We start from the raw sequence: 18552 nt of genomic DNA on the forward strand, positions 1-18552 counted from the left end.
GGACATCTATGTCTGCTTTTTTTGATCTTTTAAAATCTAAAAGTGCCTCACATCCTCCCATATGGCTTTTACGACAGGTGGGAAGGTATATGCCTCCATACCAAGAATTAAAAGGATCCCAATCCTTAAAGACTTTTTTTCATAATACGGAGGCAATTGTAGAGACTACGCTTTTAGGGCCTTCTTTGCTCAATGTAGATGCTGCTATTCTCTTTGCTGATATTCTATCGATCTTGGATGGTTTTGGCGTGACTTACGACTTTTCTCCTGGTCCCCGCATACAATTTTCTCCAGAGCAACCTTTCACCTTTACTTCCGATCCACAAACTACTTTCTGCTATCTTTTGGATGCTATTAGAAGTCTCACTAAAAAACTTTCTGTCCCTCTTATTGTTTTTGCAGCATCTCCCTTTACGCTAGCCAGCTATCTAATCGATGGAGGTGCTTCCAAAGATTTCTCTAAGACAATGTCTTTTTTATATAGTTATCCCAAAAAATTCGATGAGCTACTCTCTAAAATCATTGAAGGGACTGAGATTTACCTAAAAACACAAATCGATGCAGGAGCTGTTGCTGTACAGCTTTTTGAATCTTCCAGTCTGCGTCTTCCTTCAGCATTATTTACACGCTATGTGACAGAACCAAATCGTACCCTAATAGCAAAACTTAAAGAGCACTCTATTCCCGTGAGTTTATTTTGCCGTTGTTTTGAAGAAAATTTCTACACTCTCAAAGCCACTCAAGCTGATACCCTCCACCCAGATTATCATGTAGACCTTCATCGCATTCAAAAAAATCCCATTCCTATGCCTTCTCTACAAGGAAATATGGATCCAGCACTATTTTTATTGCCCCAAGAAAAATTATTAAACTATGTAGAAAATTTCCTTGTTCCTTTAAGAACATTTCCTAACTTCATTTTTAATTCTGGACATGGGATTCTTCCTGAAACACCTTTAGAAAACGTCCAGTTGGTAGTTTCTTATGTTCAATGTCAACTTTAAATTCTTAGAAGGACTTCATCAACCCGCGCCCAGGTACACAAGTTACCCTACAGCTTTAGAATGGGAATCTTCTGATGCGACTCCAGCTTTTCTAGCTTTCGAGAAAATTAGAGAAAACCCCCGACCCCTCTCTCTTTATTTCCACATTCCCTTCTGTCAATCAATGTGTTTGTATTGCGGCTGTTCTGTTGTTTTGAACCGTCGTGAAGATGTTGTAGAAGCTTATATCAACACCCTAATCCGAGAAATGGAACTTGTAGTTCAAAACATAGGGACTAGGCCTCAGGTATCCCGAATTCATTTTGGAGGAGGAACTCCTAGTCGACTTTCAAGAGAGTTGTTTCATCGGCTTTTTGACAAACTACACAAGCTCTTCGATCTTACGCATACTGAAGAAATTGCTATTGAAGTTGATCCTCGTTCTCTAAGAAGCGATATAGAAAAAGCCGATTTCTTTCAGAAGTTAGGGTTTAACAGAGTCAGCTTGGGCATTCAAGATACCCAAGCTGCTGTCCAAGAAGCTGTAAAACGACGACAATCCAAGGAAGAATCCATAGGAGCATATGAAAAATTTAAGGAACTAGGCTTCCAAAGTATCAATATCGATTTAATCTATGGCCTTCCCAAACAAACAAAAGTGACATTTGCTAAAACAATTCAAGATATTTTAGCGATGCGTCCAGACCGTCTTGCGCTATTTTCTTTTGCCTCGGTTCCCTGGATCAAGCCGCACCAAAAAGCAATGAAAGCTACTGATATGCCTTCTATGGAAGAGAAATTCGCGATTTATTCTCAATCGAGGCACTTGCTTACAAAAGCAGGATACCAGGCCATCGGCATGGATCATTTTTCTCTTCCCCATGATCCTCTAACCCTTGCCTTTAAAAATAAAACTCTGATCCGCAATTTCCAGGGGTATTCTCTCCCTCCAGAGGAAGATCTTCTTGGTTTAGGGATGACTTCTACAAGCTTTATTCGTGGAATTTATCTACAGAATGCCAAAACCCTTGAGGCATATCACAAAACCGTACTTGGAGGAACATTTCCTACTGTGAAAAGTAAAATTCTTACTGAAGACGATCGCATTAGAAAATGGGTAATCCATAAGTTAATGTGCACTTTTTCGGTAGAAAAGGAAGAGTTTTTGAATCTTTTTGGATATCAGTTTGATGCTTATTTTATAGAAAGTCGTGATCGCTTGATCAGCATGGAAACTACAGGTCTCATTTACAACAGTTCTTGCTCTTTGAAAGTAACGCCTCTTGGAGAACTGTTTGTCAGAGTCATTGCCACAGCTTTCGATCGCTATTTTCTCGATAAAGTATCTAAAAAAGAGTGTTTCTCTGCTTCTATATAAAAATCCAGAGAAACTTCGATAGAGGAGGTTGGTTTGAATTCAGCAATCATTATAGGGGCAGGAATCTCTGGTCTTGCTGCAGGTTGGTGGCTGCACCAAAAATTCCCACAAGTCGAAATACTTATCTTAGATAAAAGAGCCTGCGCAGGGGGCCTTGTCCACACTGAATATCACGAAGGGTTTTCTTTTGACCTCGGTCCTAAAGGATTCCTGACTCGCGGAGAGGGAAATTATACTCTAAGACTTATCCACGAACTGGGCCTTCAAAATTCGTTGATCTTCAGTGATAATGCAGCGAAAAAGCGTTTTGTCCATTACAGGGGAAAAGCGCATAAAATATCTGCATGGACTTTAATCAAAGAGGGTTTGCTTTCTTCTTTAATTAAGGATCTCCGTGCGCCTTGCTATGTGCAAGATAGCTCTGTTCAGGATTTTTTAAAACGGCATAGTTCACAAAATTTTACAAACTACATTTTAGATCCAGTAATCACAGCAATACGTGCAGGTCATAGCGGGATTCTCTCAGACAATTCGCAATCTGATCCCTGAAGCTCGTATTGGCGTCGCTCATGGTCAGATGTGCTCTGAGGATCTCTCTAACATTTTTACGAAATTTAAAAACCAGCAAACCAATATCCTAGTTGCTACTGCATTAATAGAAAACGGTATTGATATTCCGAATGCCAATACTATTTTGATAGATCATGCCGATAAGTTTGGTATGGCGGATCTTTATCAAATGAAGGGACGTGTAGGGCGTTGGAATAAAAAAGCATACTGTTATTTTCTAGTTTCTCACTTAGACAGATTAACTGGCGAGGCAGCCAAGCGATTAGCTGCTTTAAATAAGCAAGAATATGGGGGGGGAATGAAGATTGCTCTCCACGATTTAGAAATCCGCGGAGCAGGGAATATTCTTGGAACAGATCAATCAGGGCACATAGGAACTATAGGGTTTAATCTGTACTGTAGGTTACTAAAAAAAGCTGTTTCAGCTTTAAAAAAACATACGTCTCCTCTACTTTTTAATGACGATGTGAAAATAGAATTTCCTTACAATTCGCGTATTCCTGATACCTATATCGAAACTGCCTCAATGCGCATCGAATTTTACCAAAAAATCGGTAATGCTGAAAATGATGAAGAGCTTGCCGCAATACAAGAAGAAATGCGAGATCGCTTTGGTCCCTTACCTCAAGAGATCTCCTGGCTTTTTGCCCTTGCCCAAGTCCGTCTATTTGCTCTACAGCACGGCATTTGCAGCATTAAGGGAACTGCTAATGCTCTGTATGTTCAAAAATGCCTTAGCAAATCTGAACAGACCAAGAAAACCCTGCCCTATGCTCTATCGCCCACTCCTGAACTTCTAACCAAAGAAGTCATTGAGTCTATAGAAAGGGGCCTCTTAATGAACGCTTCGTAATTAGGACATCTATGTCTGCTTTTTTTGATCTTTTAAAATCTAAAAGTGCCTCACATCCTCCCATATGGCTTTTACGACAGGTGGGAAGGTATATGCCTCCATACCAAGAATTAAAAGGATCCCAATCCTTAAAGACTTTTTTTCATAATACGGAGGCAATTGTAGAGACTACGCTTTTAGGGCCTTCTTTGCTCAATGTAGATGCTGCTATTCTCTTTGCTGATATTCTATCGATCTTGGATGGTTTTGGCGTGACTTACGACTTTTCTCCTGGTCCCCGCATACAATTTTCTCCAGAGCAACCTTTCACCTTTACTTCCGATCCACAAACTACTTTCTGCTATCTTTTGGATGCTATTAGAAGTCTCACTAAAAAACTTTCTGTCCCTCTTATTGTTTTTGCAGCATCTCCCTTTACGCTAGCCAGCTATCTAATCGATGGAGGTGCTTCCAAAGATTTCTCTAAGACAATGTCTTTTTTATATAGTTATCCCAAAAAATTCGATGAGCTACTCTCTAAAATCATTGAAGGGACTGAGATTTACCTAAAAACACAAATCGATGCAGGAGCTGTTGCTGTACAGCTTTTTGAATCTTCCAGTCTGCGTCTTCCTTCAGCATTATTTACACGCTATGTGACAGAACCAAATCGTACCCTAATAGCAAAACTTAAAGAGCACTCTATTCCCGTGAGTTTATTTTGCCGTTGTTTTGAAGAAAATTTCTACACTCTCAAAGCCACTCAAGCTGATACCCTCCACCCAGATTATCATGTAGACCTTCATCGCATTCAAAAAAATCCCATTCCTATGCCTTCTCTACAAGGAAATATGGATCCAGCACTATTTTTATTGCCCCAAGAAAAATTATTAAACTATGTAGAAAATTTCCTTGTTCCTTTAAGAACATTTCCTAACTTCATTTTTAATTCTGGACATGGGATTCTTCCTGAAACACCTTTAGAAAACGTCCAGTTGGTAGTTTCTTATGTTCAATGTCAACTTTAAATTCTTAGAAGGACTTCATCAACCCGCGCCCAGGTACACAAGTTACCCTACAGCTTTAGAATGGGAATCTTCTGATGCGACTCCAGCTTTTCTAGCTTTCGAGAAAATTAGAGAAAACCCCCGACCCCTCTCTCTTTATTTCCACATTCCCTTCTGTCAATCAATGTGTTTGTATTGCGGCTGTTCTGTTGTTTTGAACCGTCGTGAAGATGTTGTAGAAGCTTATATCAACACCCTAATCCGAGAAATGGAACTTGTAGTTCAAAACATAGGGACTAGGCCTCAGGTATCCCGAATTCATTTTGGAGGAGGAACTCCTAGTCGACTTTCAAGAGAGTTGTTTCATCGGCTTTTTGACAAACTACACAAGCTCTTCGATCTTACGCATACTGAAGAAATTGCTATTGAAGTTGATCCTCGTTCTCTAAGAAGCGATATAGAAAAAGCCGATTTCTTTCAGAAGTTAGGGTTTAACAGAGTCAGCTTGGGCATTCAAGATACCCAAGCTGCTGTCCAAGAAGCTGTAAAACGACGACAATCCAAGGAAGAATCCATAGGAGCATATGAAAAATTTAAGGAACTAGGCTTCCAAAGTATCAATATCGATTTAATCTATGGCCTTCCCAAACAAACAAAAGTGACATTTGCTAAAACAATTCAAGATATTTTAGCGATGCGTCCAGACCGTCTTGCGCTATTTTCTTTTGCCTCGGTTCCCTGGATCAAGCCGCACCAAAAAGCAATGAAAGCTACTGATATGCCTTCTATGGAAGAGAAATTCGCGATTTATTCTCAATCGAGGCACTTGCTTACAAAAGCAGGATACCAGGCCATCGGCATGGATCATTTTTCTCTTCCCCATGATCCTCTAACCCTTGCCTTTAAAAATAAAACTCTGATCCGCAATTTCCAGGGGTATTCTCTCCCTCCAGAGGAAGATCTTCTTGGTTTAGGGATGACTTCTACAAGCTTTATTCGTGGAATTTATCTACAGAATGCCAAAACCCTTGAGGCATATCACAAAACCGTACTTGGAGGAACATTTCCTACTGTGAAAAGTAAAATTCTTACTGAAGACGATCGCATTAGAAAATGGGTAATCCATAAGTTAATGTGCACTTTTTCGGTAGAAAAGGAAGAGTTTTTGAATCTTTTTGGATATCAGTTTGATGCTTATTTTATAGAAAGTCGTGATCGCTTGATCAGCATGGAAACTACAGGTCTCATTTACAACAGTTCTTGCTCTTTGAAAGTAACGCCTCTTGGAGAACTGTTTGTCAGAGTCATTGCCACAGCTTTCGATCGCTATTTTCTCGATAAAGTATCTAAAAAAGAGTGTTTCTCTGCTTCTATATAAAAATCCAGAGAAACTTCGATAGAGGAGGTTGGTTTGAATTCAGCAATCATTATAGGGGCAGGAATCTCTGGTCTTGCTGCAGGTTGGTGGCTGCACCAAAAATTCCCACAAGTCGAAATACTTATCTTAGATAAAAGAGCCTGCGCAGGGGGCCTTGTCCACACTGAATATCACGAAGGGTTTTCTTTTGACCTCGGTCCTAAAGGATTCCTGACTCGCGGAGAGGGAAATTATACTCTAAGACTTATCCACGAACTGGGCCTTCAAAATTCGTTGATCTTCAGTGATAATGCAGCGAAAAAGCGTTTTGTCCATTACAGGGGAAAAGCGCATAAAATATCTGCATGGACTTTAATCAAAGAGGGTTTGCTTTCTTCTTTAATTAAGGATCTCCGTGCGCCTTGCTATGTGCAAGATAGCTCTGTTCAGGATTTTTTAAAACGGCATAGTTCACAAAATTTTACAAACTACATTTTAGATCCAGTAATCACAGCAATACGTGCAGGTCATAGCGGGATTCTCTCCACTCACATGGCTTTTCCTGAACTTGCAAAGAGAGAAGCTTGCAGCGGTTCTCTATTACGCAGTTATCTTAAAAACAGACCACAAAAAAAGATTCCTAAGCGCGAAGGATATCTTGCCTCTCTCTCTCCTTCTTTGGGAACTTTAATTACTACTATCAAAGAAAAACTTCCCGCAACATGGAAGTTTTCAACTTGCGTAACTAACATCGATTGTTCGCTAAAAGAAGCTTGCGTAACCACACTTTCGGATACATTTTCTGCAGATATGGTGATCTATACAGGACCTATGGATCAGCTCCCTCTCTTGCTTCCTAATCACAGAATTGAAGATTTAGCAAAAAGAGTTCTCCCTTGGAATCTATCTAGCATCAGCTTGGGTTGGCATCACCCTAGTTTCTCTCTTCCCAAAGGTTATGGGATGCTATTTGCAGACGAGCTTCCCCTTTTAGGCATCGTCTGGAACTCACAGATCTTCCCACAACCGTTTTCAGGAAAAACTGTTCTCTCCCTTCTAGTTGAAGGAAAATGGCGAGAAGCGGAAGCCCATGCCTTTGCTATAGCAGCTCTTTCAGAATACCTGCATATCAATCAAAAACCCGATGCTTTTGCTTTATTTTCACCTCAAGATGGCATACCTCAACATGCTGTTGGTTTCCTAGAAGCGAAGCAACGTATCTTCCCTTGTCTACCGAGAAATTTAAAAATTGTAGGGCAAAATATTGCAGGTCCAGGGCTCAATCGATGTATAGCTTCTGCGTATCATACCATATACGATTTAAGCAGGGAGAAAACGCTGGCATAACGCCGTAGTCCTTCCTAAAGACTCTCGATAATATTCTCTATAAGAACGTGGTGAAATCAAGCTCTTTTGTACATGCTCAAGAAGATGATTCGAAAGGCGGGTTGTTTCATTTAACTGGGAATATCCATATGCCAATCCCTCTACCCATCGCAGTTCCATAGCTAAGTAGCACTCCTCTGCCTTAAGAAAATGTAGTTTGGGATGATTCGGGACTTGCCAATCTTCCTTAACCTCCTCAAGAATATGAACTGCCTGAGAGAAATTTCCTAAGGAGATGTAGGCATCAGCAAGATCTAACTTTACCATATAATAGACATACGCCCATGTTTTTTTATGTTCTCCTGACCAAGAAATCTCAGAAAATTCTTCGAGGGCTTTAATAAACCATCCGACTTTCCTCAAAGGTGAGCGTTCGCTATAGCTTTGCATATAATAGACAAGTGAAAGCAGGGAAGATTTAGGGAAGATGTCCGCAAATAAAGAAAGATGTTTCAATGCATCTTCATCACCAATTAAATATTCTTGAAGATCATAAGCAAGAAAATACAGGCTATCGCCATGGGGACGGAGCGCAAGGCGATCACAATACTTAGAATGATTAGGAGTTCCTTTGGGTCGTACCAACGTCCAAACGATTCGCAGTGCAGTTTGCCAAGAATTACATTCTTCAGAAAAAGCTTCTGGCAGCATTGCTATAGCTTCGGGATTATGACAATATAAAGCTTCATAGCAACGCATAGTTATCCTTGCTTCATCAACATCAGAAATTTCAAGGAGAGACATTGGTTTGGATCCCGACTGGAGTGCTTCCCAAAAAGCTAGGGCTTTATAATATTCTGGATCTTTCGTCTCCCTACAAATTTCTTCTAAATTGCATTTTTCTAGATTACGAACGTGGTTGTGGGCAAGCTCTATAATAGGATGCTCATAAACAGCATTCCTATATTTAATCATATCATAGATACAGCGGCTATAAATCTCTGAAAGCTCAGGCAAAGCCCTAAGGCCTCTTTTGCTTTCAGATTTATTCTCATTTCCAAGATCTGGATAAGATAAAGAATAGAGAGAATCTATCAAATGGCGGTATGTAAAAGAAAATTGAGGGTGGTAGAGCATCTCTTGACATAAAGTTTTTTTCTTTTGTACAACGTATGCTAAAAATAACCCTATACCAGACTCCTCACGTCCCCAACTCTTATAAGCACGGAGAAAGTATTCTTCTGCCTTCTTATAATGATTCTTAACATAAGCAATGCATCCTAAATATTCATACACCTTAGCGAAAGTAGCACCTAGTTTTATAGCTGGATCTACAATCTCTAAGAAAACTTTCTGAGCGCTCTCATAATTTCCTTTAGCATAGAAATTTGCTCCTAGAAAAAATCCATACTCTGGAAAATATGGATGACCTGGGATAAAGACTGCATCCCCCCTTTCTAGTAAACGCTCCATTGATGCAAAGTCTTTATTTTGATGATAAAGTTCTAACAAAGAGAAATATGCGTAATATAGTAATGTGGAATGTAAATAGGCTCCGTGATCGATAAGAACTTCAAGCTCGCGAATCGCTTTTTCCCGTGCAAAAGGCAGACATTGCAAAGCATGGTTGAGTAAGACAATATCCACCTCATCAGTACGAGAAACCTCACCTTTGGCTATACGCATTATCAAGGTATCGACAGCTTCAGTATAGGCAATTTCAGAGAAGCAGTAGGGTGTGAGTAAAGCATCACAAGATTCTGAAGCTTCTTGTGATATTTTTATTTGCAAAGCAAGTAGTGTCTTTTGTAAAAAAGTGTTTTCTATTTGTAGTATCTCTGGATGAGGACTACACGATCCCTTTTCTAATGCTTCAATCAGTTGTTTTGCCAATTCTAGAGCCTTTTTATAATCACCTTGTTCTTTAGCTAATAGGATATCCTGTTTACGGTTTTCATAACTGCTATGCAATGTCATTGTGTAGAGTTCAAAGAGCAAGTGATCTTGTAAAGATTCGTGACAGCCTATGTTAAAAAGCTGCTCAACAATATCTCGCAGAGGAGCCTGCTCTGGATTAAAACGCTGCCATAATATCTGTAATTCTTTCCTAACATCCTTGGGTAAGCGTAGTGTTAGTAGTTTCTGAAGAATTTTTACTCCGTATTCGCACTCCCCTTGACGAATACATCTCAAAAGATACTGACGGACCAGGACAACAACAGTTCCCCAATCGCGGACGGAGAGACTCTCTTTATCCATAAGAACCCGCTCAATAAATTCTGTGAAGAGTTCTTCACAATTTTTTCCTGATATCAATGCCGAGTGCATATCTGCACAACAATGACCAAAAGATTTCTGCTGTGGGATATTTGCTGAAATCAATGTAAAACTTAAAACAAGAATTAGGCTCAGCCGAACCAAAGATTTCAGCAATAGGGTGGGGTGATATAGTTTCTTCATCTAAATACTTCTATTACCTTTATAGCAGGCATTTTTTGAAAGTAAGGGATGCGGGAAGTTTCATTACTTCGAACTGTATTCGATTTATCGAAAATAAATTCCCAATTATCAAAGAAAATATTCTTCTTGTCTTTACATGCCATAAAAAATTGATACAAATACGTCCTTCATTTTACTCAAAACACGAAAAAAAAACCCAAATCCTCTCAGAAAGTTCCTTATTTTTTTAAAGCTGTTTTGTAATCTTTTTATAAATTAACACGTTGATAAACAAAGAAGTGTGTTCTCATAACAAAATACAAATAACTTACAAAAGTCTTATTTTTTTCTAAAAAATGGTTGCATGAATTTGAACAAACAAACTAATTAAAAATTAAAACAAGTAAAAATAGTTTAAAACAGCAACTAGAGGACGCTTTTCATGGCGCTAAAAGATACGGCAAAAAAAATGAAAGACCTGCTGGATAGCATCCAACATGACTTAGCCAAAGCAGAAAAAGGAAACAAGGCAGCAGCTCAAAGAGTACGCACAGACTCTATAAAATTAGAAAAGGTTGCGAAACTTTACAGAAAAGAATCTATAAAAGCAGAAAAATCTGGGTTATTAAAACGTAAGCCAGCAACTAAGGCTCCTGCCAAAGGGAAAAAAGCTGCGGTAAAAAAAGCTCCTGCAGCTAAAACTAAGAAGGCAGTCAAAGCTTCTAAACCTGCACCTAAAAAGCTCGCAGCAAAAAAAGCTAAAAAACCTTCCAAAGCACGCGGATTTAGAAAATAATCGGCATTAGCTTTATTTCGTTTAGAGGATATGTAGTTTTCTACTTATCCTCTTTTTTATCCCCTAATTTTATTTGTCACGCCTGTAAATTCTTTCTTAAAAAGGTAGTGATATAATTTTCCTTCGTGATAAAATTTCTATTTGCTTTTGATATTCTCAAACTATCTTTCAAAGATCTCATCTAGGGGTCCGAAACGAAAGTCTCTATGAATTGTTGTTTTGTTCTCACTGAGAATTTCTTTAACAAAAACTAAATTTATATCTTAATTATGTCTACAACCCAAAACTGTCCACATTTTGGTATGTGTGGAGGATGTTCATTCCCTCAATCTGATTATCGTGATTCCCTAAAGAAAAAAGAAGAACTCCTTCATCAGTTGTTCTCTCCTTTAATTCCCTCGGATATGATTGCTCCTATCCTTCCATGTTCTCCTTCTTTAAGAGGAAGAAATAAAATGGAATTCTCCTTTTTTCAAACCTATGAAGGAGAAAAAAGCTTAGGATTCATCAGCTCTACAAAACCAAAGAGAGGCATTCCTGTTACTGGATGTCTGCTTATTCATGAGCACACTATGGATATTTTACAACTCACTCGAGAATGGTGGGATAAATATCCAGAGCTTATGGCCTATTTCCCTCCTAAAAACATAGGCTCGTTATGCACGTTAACTATCCGTATTGGGAGCCCAAAGCAAAATTTTATGGTTATTCTAACAACATCAGGAGCTCCAGAATATAGGGTAGACGAAACAATCATAGAGCAATGGAAAAACATTCTACTTTCATCTTCTCTAAACATATCTTCGATCTATTGGGAAGAAAAGGTAGCTGCGCGTGGTATTCCTACATATTACAAAACTACAAACCTCTATGGAGAATCCTCCATACAGCAAGAATTGTCTTTACCTAGTGATGATAACTGCGCATCCTTTAGTTTGCGTCCCAGAAGTTTCTTTCAACCCCAGATTAGTCAGGCTGTGAAAATTATAGAAACCACTAAAGAGTTTATCAACCCGCAAGGTTCGGAAATTCTTCTTGATCTCTATTGTGGAGCAGGAACTATAGGGATCATGCTTTCTTGCTATGTGAAAAAGGTGATTGGCGTTGAAATTATTCCTGATGCTGTAGCTTCAGCTCAAGAGAACATCAAAGCAAACAACAAGGCAAATTGCGAAGTCTACCTAGAAGATGCTAAAGCTTTCTGCAAAAGGAATGAAAATTTTAAAACTCCTGATATAATTGTTATTGATCCTCCACGTTGTGGTATGCAAAATAAAGTGCTTAAGTATATTTTACGTATAGGTTCTCCAAAAATTATCTACATTTCTTGCAATCCCAAAACACAATTTCAAGAATGTGCAGACCTTGTCTCTGGAGGATATCGCATAAAAAAGATGCAGCCTATTGATCAGTTTCCGTATTCGACGCATCTAGAAAATATTATTTTATTAGAAAGAGAGATCGATCTCTAGGAAAAGCATTGAATGCTCGCTTCCTATTATGATAATCTTGCTTCGAATTAACCCAATTTAAGGTGATTGCATGCTTTCTCATATAGTTACGTGTTTTCTATTTTTATTGAGCTCTGTGCCGTTGTTTGCAGAAGAAGAAGTAGCTCAGTCAAAAAATACTTTTGTGCAGCCTGCCATTATGTTGGCAATTGCCGTTTTGTTTTTTTATTTTATCTTATGGCGTCCCGAACAAAAACGCAGAAAAGCCATGGAAAAACGTAAGAATGACCTTGCTAAGGGAGATAAAGTCACAGCCATGGGAATTGTTGGTATTGTTGATGAGATCCATGAACATACGGTAATTTTAAATATTGCTTCTGGGAAAGTGGAAGTTTTAAAAGGAGCAATCTCTGAAATCCTCAAGCCTGGCGTTAACAAAGCATAAGGCAACTTCTTAGGGCTCTCATCCCACGATTAAAATCGTGGGATTTCTTATTTATTGCCTTAAGGTTTATTGCTTTTTTATGCGCTAAGTTATAATTTGACTCTATGAGCTTTTCATAAAGTCTAGGATTTTTATCGTTATGAATTGGCTTTCAGGCCTCTATTTCATTTGTTTTGCTAGTCTTATCTTTTGCGCTGTTGGCGTGATTCTTGCGATTGTGATCCTTCTATCCCGCAAGTTTTTTATTAAGGTGTATCCTTGTAAATTAAAGATTAATGACAATGAAGAGCTCACTAAAACAGTTGAGAGTGGTCAAACTCTCTTAATTTCTTTATTAAGTTCAGGAATTCCTATTCCTTCTCCTTGTGGAGGAAAAGCTACGTGTAAGCAATGTAAAGTTCGCATTGTTAAAAGTGCTGACGAACCTTTAGAAACAGACCGTTCTACATTTTCAAAAAGACAACTCGAGGAAGGCTGGCGCCTTTCATGCCAGTGCAAAGTTCAACATGACATGAGTTTAGAAATTGAAGAGAGGTATTTAAATGCTTCTTTTTGGGTAGGGACTGTGATCTCCAATGACAATGTAGCTACCTTTATTAAAGAACTTGTTGTTACTGTAGATCCAAATAAACCAATTCCCTTTAAGCCTGGGGGATACTTACAAATTACGGTGCCGAGCTATAAAACCAACTCTTCAGATTGGAAGCAAACAATGGCTCCTGAGTATTACAGCGATTGGGAACACTTTCATCTATTTGATCAAGTTATAGATAACAGCCAACTTACTCAAGATTCTGCAAACAAAGCCTATTCTTTAGCTTCTTATCCTGCGGAGCTTCCTACGATTAAGTTTAACGTACGTATTGCTACTCCTCCTTTTATCAATGGAAGGCCCAATCCAGAGATTCCCTGGGGAGTCTGTTCTTCCTATGTTTTCTCTTTAAAACCTGGGGACAAAATTACTGTTTCAGGCCCTTATGGAGAATCTTTTATGAAAGATGACGATCGCTCTCTCATATTTCTAATTGGAGGCGCGGGTTCATCTTTTAGTAGGAGCCACATTCTAGATCTGCTTTTAAACAAACATTCTACAAGGGAAATTGATCTTTGGTATGGTGCTCGCTCATTAAAAGAGAATATTTACCAAGAAGAATATGAGAATTTAGAAAAAGAGTTTCCAAATTTCCATTATCACCTAGTACTCTCGGAACCTCTTCCTGAAGACATTGCTGCGGGTTGGGATAAAGATGACCCTACAAAGACAAACTTTTTATTTCGAGCATTTAATCTAGCTCAATTAAGTAAGTTAGATAATCCTGAAGATTACCTTTACTATGTATGCGGTCCGCCCCTACACAATAGCAGTATTCTTAAACTCCTTGATGACTATGGGGTCGAGCGGAGTTCGATTATTCTTGATGATTTTGGAAGCTAGTTAAAGTCTCTAATTTTTCTTTATCAACGACGATCTCTAAGAACGCATCCCAAACTCTAAGAAAGCGATATTCCAAAGAATCTTGTATTACCAATAGCATAGAGAGATCCTATTTATGTTATTACTACGTCCTGCAATGCGTATTATTATATTGGCAAGATCAAAGAGATTTATTCCGACTTCAAAAGAACGGTGGTAAAGAACTATAATTCGTAAATTTCTTTATTATCTCTACAGCCATAACTCGCAATCATAAGAAAACCACTACAAAAACATTGCAGCTCCGCACCCTGGATTAGAAAAAACAATCTTACCAAAGTAGGTCTCAGGATTCAGTGGACTTATGAGTAGGGGGAAAAAAGCCAATAGCTGCTAAAAGGCGTGATCTACTGCCACGCAATTCTATACTAAAACGGTCTAGCGAAACAGGATAACAATCAGAACCTTTTGGTGAAACTATTCTTCCAATGGAAAATCCTAAATTTAAGAGTCTGTCAAAAAGACATACTCCAGGTGAATATTCACGACGACCCTGCATAACAAAGTAGATTTGATGCCAGATGGTTTTCTTATATCCATATCTATCTTGATTATATGTATAAAAAAGCAAGGGAACGGACTGTGCATCAGGATCAGGCGTGCTACAGAAACATTCTAGGAAATGAGATACCAAAAGCTCCTTGCTCTCTAAACTCATTTGCTTACTATCTTTTCCTTCGATATCACGAATTTTTTCAATTATTTCTTGCTCTTCTGGATGACCAGTGAAGTCTAGGTCTTCATATAGATGAAGTGTAGGCCAATCAATGGTTTCTACATTTAAGTCTTTCAAAACTAGTGATTTATTTATAGAAAAAATAATTTTAGGAGGCTACCCTTCAGGAGTTTCAACTTTTATAACTTGATATTTGCTAGGGAAGCCATAGAATAAAGGAGATGCAGTTAAGGCAGCCTCTTTAATTAACTGAGGGTTGGCGGCAAGGACAAACTCTTCTTCTTTAGTCATGTCTGTTGGTAGATAGAGACATTTTCTATCAACTTTTATATCGTATTTGTTAACGCACAAATCCAGTATTTTTTGGTTTTCCAAGAGATGTATTATCTGCGCATATGTCATGTACGAAGAAGCCGCGTTATTAATCTAATGAAGACTCTTAAAAACTGATTGTCTTCACCTGAAAAAAAGTTGGCAAAAAAAAAGAGGATAAAAAATTATCCTCTTTGAAATTCTTAATTATAGATTAAGAAACATATAATAAAAAGCTTGGCAACGACTTACTCTCCCATACTCTTGTGTATAGTACCATCAGCGATAAAAGGCTTAACTTCTGAGTTCGGAATGGTATCAGGTGTATCCCTTTTTCCAGTATCACCAAGCTAAATCTTGTAACGTATTTTCACGTATACTAATAGACGCTTAAGAAGAGTCTTTAGTAAACTTGCATAAATCGATTAATTCAACAAAAAAGCTTGTTTAGCTTTTTATATGATAAAAACCAAGTCTATGGACTTATTAGTATTGGTTAGCTAAACACATTACTGTGCGTACACACCCAACCTATCAACCACGTAGTCTACATGGAGTCTCATAGGGATACCTTATCTTAAGGGAGGCTTGGCATTTAGATGCTTTCAATGCTTATCCTTTCCGAACGTAGCTACTCGGCTATGCTTTTGGCAAAACAACCGACACACCATTGGTTCGTCCATTCCGGTCCTCTCGTACTAGGAACAGCTCCTTTCAAGTATCCTGCGCCCACAAAGGATAGAGACCAAACTGTCTCACGACGTTTTGAACCCAGCTCGCGTACCGCTTTAATTGGCGAACAGCCAAACCCTTGGGACCTTCTCCAGCCCCAGGATGCGATGAGCCGACATCGAGGTGCCAAACCGCCACGTCGATATGAACTCTTGGTGGCGATCAGCCTGTTATCCCCGGAGTACCTTTTATCCGTTAAGCGACGGCGATTCCACTTTCCACCGCCGGATCACTAAGCCCGACTTTCGTCTCTGCTCGACTTGTAGGTCTTGCAGTCAACCTATTTTATACCTTTACGCTCTACTCGTGATTGCCAACCACGATGAAATAAGCTTTGGGCTCCTCCGTTACTTTTTAGGAGGATACCGCCCCAGTAAAACTGCCCGTCTGGCAATGTCCATTCTCCAGATTCATGGAGTAATGTTAGATTCCCAACTTGTTAAGACCAGTATTTCAACGATGACTCCCACCCTCCTAACGAAGGATGTTCATAGTCTCCTGGCTATGCTACACATAACAAATCAAAAATCAATACCAAAGTACAGTAAAGGTTCACGGGGTCTTTTCGTCCTTTTGCGGGTAAACAGCATCTTCACTGCTACTACAATTTCACCGAGTCTTTCGTTGAGACAGTGCCCAGATCGTTACACCATTCGTGCAGGTCGGAACTTACCCGACAAGGAATTTCGCTACCTTAGCACCGTTATAGTTACGGCGGCCATTCACCAGGGCTTGGGTTCAATGCTTTGCCTTGCGGCTGACATATCCCTTTAACCTTTTGGCATTGGGCAGGCGTCACACCATATACTTCCCCTTAGAGGTTTGCATAGTGCTGTGTTTTTGTTAAACAGTCGCCTGGGCCATTTCTCTGCGGCCTCTCAAGGCTCATACCGCTGGGTAATCACCTCAAAAGGCTCCCCTTATTCCGAAGTTACGGGGATAATTTGCCGAGTTCCTTAACGAAAGTTATCTCGCGCGCCTTAGAATACTCATCTCGCCCACCTGTGTCGGTTTTGGTACGGTCACCATCAACAGCTAGAAATTATTTCTTGAAAGCCTTGCGCCACACTATCAGTTCCTCCGAAGATTTCCCTTAACCACAACCTAACCTTGTGTTAGCGGATTTGCCTACTAACCAGTCTCATTGTGATACGGACATTTCCAATCGTCCGCGTGCTTAACGTACTCCGTCATTCCATTGCTATAGTTTTAGGTGGTACAGGAATATTTAACCTGTTGCTCCATCGTCTACGCATTTTTGCCTCGACTTAGGGGCCGACTAACCCAGGGAAGACGAGCTTGACCCTGGAAACCTTGGGCTTACGGCGAGGAAGATTTTCACTTCCTTTATCGTTACTTATGCCATGGATCTTCACTAGTATCCGCTCCAGTACTCCTTTCGGTATACCTTCGATGCTGAATACTACGCTCTCCTACCGCGTATATATAATATACACCCGCGATGTCGGTTTTATGCTTGAGCCCCGATTATTATTGGCGCGATGATTCTCGATTGGTGAGCTGTTACGCACTCTTTAAATGATTGCTGCCTCTAAGCCAACATTCCAACTGTCTTAGAATCATCACTTCCTTACTCACTTAGCATAAAATTAGGGACCTTAATCGGCGGTCTGGGCTGTTCCCCTCTCGACAACGAAGCTTAGCCCCCGCTGTCTATCTCCCGGACTCGCTTTTGGTATTCGGAGTTTGATTTCCGTTGGTAAGCCGGTAGGCCCCCGCTAGAATTCAGTGCTCTACCCCCAAAAGCTTAATATCCGAGGCTAACCCTAAAGTTATTTCGGAGAGAACAAGATATCTCCAAGTTTGATTGGCCTTTCACCCCTATTCACAACTCATCCAAACATTTTTCAACATGTACTGGTTCGGTCCTCCACAAAGTCTTACCAATGCTTCAACCTGGTCATAAATAGCTCACTTGGTTTCGTGTCTAAATCAAACGACTAAAACGCTCTTTTAAAACTCGCTTTCGCTTCGACTCCGGAATGTAAATCCCTTAATCTCGCCGTTTAACTTAACTCCCTGGCTCATCATGCAAAAGGCACGCCGTCAACCATGACTCCGAAGAGTTATAGGTCTCCGACCGCTTATAAGCTACTGGTTTCAGGTTCTATTTCACTCCCTTAACAAGGGTTCTTTTCACCTTTCCTTCACAGTACTGGTTCACTATAGGTCATTGACTAGTATTTAGCCTTGGAGAGTGGTCTCCCCAGATTCAGACTAGGTTTCACGTGTCTAGCCCTACTCAGGTATCGATTAGAGTCTCTTGTTTTTTCGTTTACGGGACTATCACCCTGTATCGTTCAACTTTCCAGAAGTATTCAACTAAAACTTAAGATCCCATGTTATCGACCCTACAACCCCATATTAAAAATATGGTTTAGGCTGTTCCCCTTTCGCTCGCCGCTACACAGGGAATCTCTTTGATTTCTTTTCCTCCGCTTACTAAGATGTTTCAGTTCAGCGGGTGTCGCTTTATATGCCTATGAATTCAGCATATAATGATAGACTATTAGTCTACCGGGTTGCCCCATTCGGATACCTCCGGGTCATAGCTCTATACCAGCTCACCGAAGATTAATGCAGGTAAACGCATCCTTCATCGCCTGTCAATGCCAAGGCATCCGCCAATAGCTCTTAACAACTTGGTCTGTAAATTTTTGATCCATGCAAGTTAACTTCACCTAAAGACAGATATTCTTAAACGTCTATTATTATATGTGAAAAATACTTGTTACCATGATTATTTACATAAC

At 39.6% G+C, this 18552-nt stretch carries 13 protein-coding genes, 2 rRNA genes and 2 pseudogenes; 11 read left to right on the forward strand and 6 right to left on the reverse strand.

The window, feature by feature from the left end; all coding sequences use genetic code 11:
* The first annotated feature begins 8 nt into the window (after positions 1 to 8).
* The 7 genes and pseudogenes from hemE (CMV32_RS01895) (at position 9) to CMV32_RS01925 (ending at position 7474) form a co-directional block, all read left to right on the forward strand.
* On the forward strand, positions 9 to 1004 hold the full coding sequence (gene hemE, locus CMV32_RS01895; RefSeq protein WP_100934238.1) for a uroporphyrinogen decarboxylase: 996 nt from the start codon (positions 9 to 11) through the stop codon (positions 1002 to 1004).
* Entirely contained in the window at positions 985 to 2361 is a 1377-nt protein-coding gene (gene hemN, locus CMV32_RS01900) for an oxygen-independent coproporphyrinogen III oxidase (protein ID WP_100934239.1), read from the forward strand. Before hemE (CMV32_RS01895) ends, hemN (CMV32_RS01900) begins: the two co-directional genes overlap by 20 nt.
* Positions 2362 to 2394: 33 nt before the next feature.
* Positions 2395 to 2886: pseudogene (locus tag CMV32_RS01905) on the forward strand (FAD-dependent oxidoreductase); the annotation flags it as partial.
* Positions 2885 to 3784: pseudogene (locus tag CMV32_RS01910) on the forward strand (TRCF domain-containing protein); the annotation flags it as partial. The pseudogenes CMV32_RS01905 and CMV32_RS01910, both read left to right, overlap by 2 nt.
* Before the next feature lie 11 nt (positions 3785 to 3795).
* The gene (hemE, locus tag CMV32_RS01915) at positions 3796 to 4791 is read left to right on the forward strand and encodes a uroporphyrinogen decarboxylase (RefSeq protein ID WP_100934238.1); all 996 of its coding nucleotides are present in this window, start codon (positions 3796 to 3798) and stop codon (positions 4789 to 4791) included.
* Positions 4772 to 6148, forward strand: coding sequence for an oxygen-independent coproporphyrinogen III oxidase (gene hemN / locus CMV32_RS01920; protein WP_100934239.1), 1377 nt, complete (start codon positions 4772 to 4774; stop codon positions 6146 to 6148). Before hemE (CMV32_RS01915) ends, hemN (CMV32_RS01920) begins: the two co-directional genes overlap by 20 nt.
* A gap of 33 nt (positions 6149 to 6181) precedes the next feature.
* On the forward strand, positions 6182 to 7474 hold the full coding sequence (locus CMV32_RS01925; RefSeq protein WP_100934240.1) for a protoporphyrinogen oxidase: 1293 nt from the start codon (positions 6182 to 6184) through the stop codon (positions 7472 to 7474).
* On the opposite strand, the gene CMV32_RS01930 is transcribed toward CMV32_RS01925, so the two are convergent.
* Positions 7448 to 9913 (reverse strand): hypothetical protein, encoded by a 2466-nt coding sequence (locus CMV32_RS01930; protein ID WP_100934241.1) that lies wholly within the window; start codon positions 9911 to 9913, stop codon positions 7448 to 7450. The two genes, CMV32_RS01925 and CMV32_RS01930, sit on opposite strands and share 27 nt — an antisense overlap.
* A gap of 421 nt (positions 9914 to 10334) precedes the next feature.
* On the opposite strand from CMV32_RS01930, the gene hctA reads away from it, so the two are divergent.
* From hctA to nqrF, 4 genes are all read left to right on the forward strand, one after another.
* Entirely contained in the window at positions 10335 to 10688 is a 354-nt protein-coding gene (hctA, locus tag CMV32_RS01935; protein WP_100934242.1) for a histone H1-like protein HctA, read from the forward strand.
* A gap of 269 nt (positions 10689 to 10957) precedes the next feature.
* Complete coding sequence (rlmD, locus tag CMV32_RS01940) at positions 10958 to 12160, forward strand: 23S rRNA (uracil(1939)-C(5))-methyltransferase RlmD (protein WP_100934243.1); 1203 nt, start codon at positions 10958 to 10960, stop codon at positions 12158 to 12160.
* A gap of 70 nt (positions 12161 to 12230) precedes the next feature.
* Positions 12231 to 12584, forward strand: coding sequence for a preprotein translocase subunit YajC (gene yajC / locus CMV32_RS01945; RefSeq protein WP_100934244.1), 354 nt, complete (start codon positions 12231 to 12233; stop codon positions 12582 to 12584).
* A gap of 139 nt (positions 12585 to 12723) precedes the next feature.
* Positions 12724 to 14019, forward strand: coding sequence for an NADH:ubiquinone reductase (Na(+)-transporting) subunit F (gene nqrF, locus CMV32_RS01950; protein WP_100934245.1), 1296 nt, complete (start codon positions 12724 to 12726; stop codon positions 14017 to 14019).
* On the opposite strand, the gene CMV32_RS05660 is transcribed toward nqrF, so the two are convergent.
* The 5 genes from CMV32_RS05660 to CMV32_RS01965 all read right to left on the reverse strand — a co-directional run bounded on the left by CMV32_RS05660 (position 13994) and on the right by CMV32_RS01965 (position 18447).
* Entirely contained in the window at positions 13994 to 14119 is a 126-nt protein-coding gene (locus CMV32_RS05660; RefSeq protein WP_275051707.1) for a hypothetical protein, read from the reverse strand. The genes nqrF and CMV32_RS05660 overlap by 26 nt on opposite strands.
* Before the next feature lie 225 nt (positions 14120 to 14344).
* Entirely contained in the window at positions 14345 to 14851 is a 507-nt protein-coding gene (locus CMV32_RS01955) for a hypothetical protein (RefSeq protein ID WP_100934246.1), read from the reverse strand.
* Between the two features lie 39 nt (positions 14852 to 14890).
* On the reverse strand, positions 14891 to 15025 hold the full coding sequence (locus CMV32_RS05665) for a hypothetical protein (RefSeq protein ID WP_275051708.1): 135 nt from the start codon (positions 15023 to 15025) through the stop codon (positions 14891 to 14893).
* 256 nt (positions 15026 to 15281) lie between these two features.
* Positions 15282 to 15396: ribosomal RNA gene (rrf, locus tag CMV32_RS01960) — 5S ribosomal RNA — on the reverse strand.
* A 115-nt stretch (positions 15397 to 15511) separates the two neighbouring features.
* A 23S ribosomal RNA gene (locus CMV32_RS01965) occupies positions 15512 to 18447 on the reverse strand.
* Between the last annotated feature and the right edge of the window lie 105 nt (positions 18448 to 18552).

This window comes from Candidatus Chlamydia corallus, assembly GCF_002817655.1.
In the GTDB taxonomy this organism is placed as follows: domain Bacteria; phylum Chlamydiota; class Chlamydiia; order Chlamydiales; family Chlamydiaceae; genus Chlamydia; species Chlamydia corallus.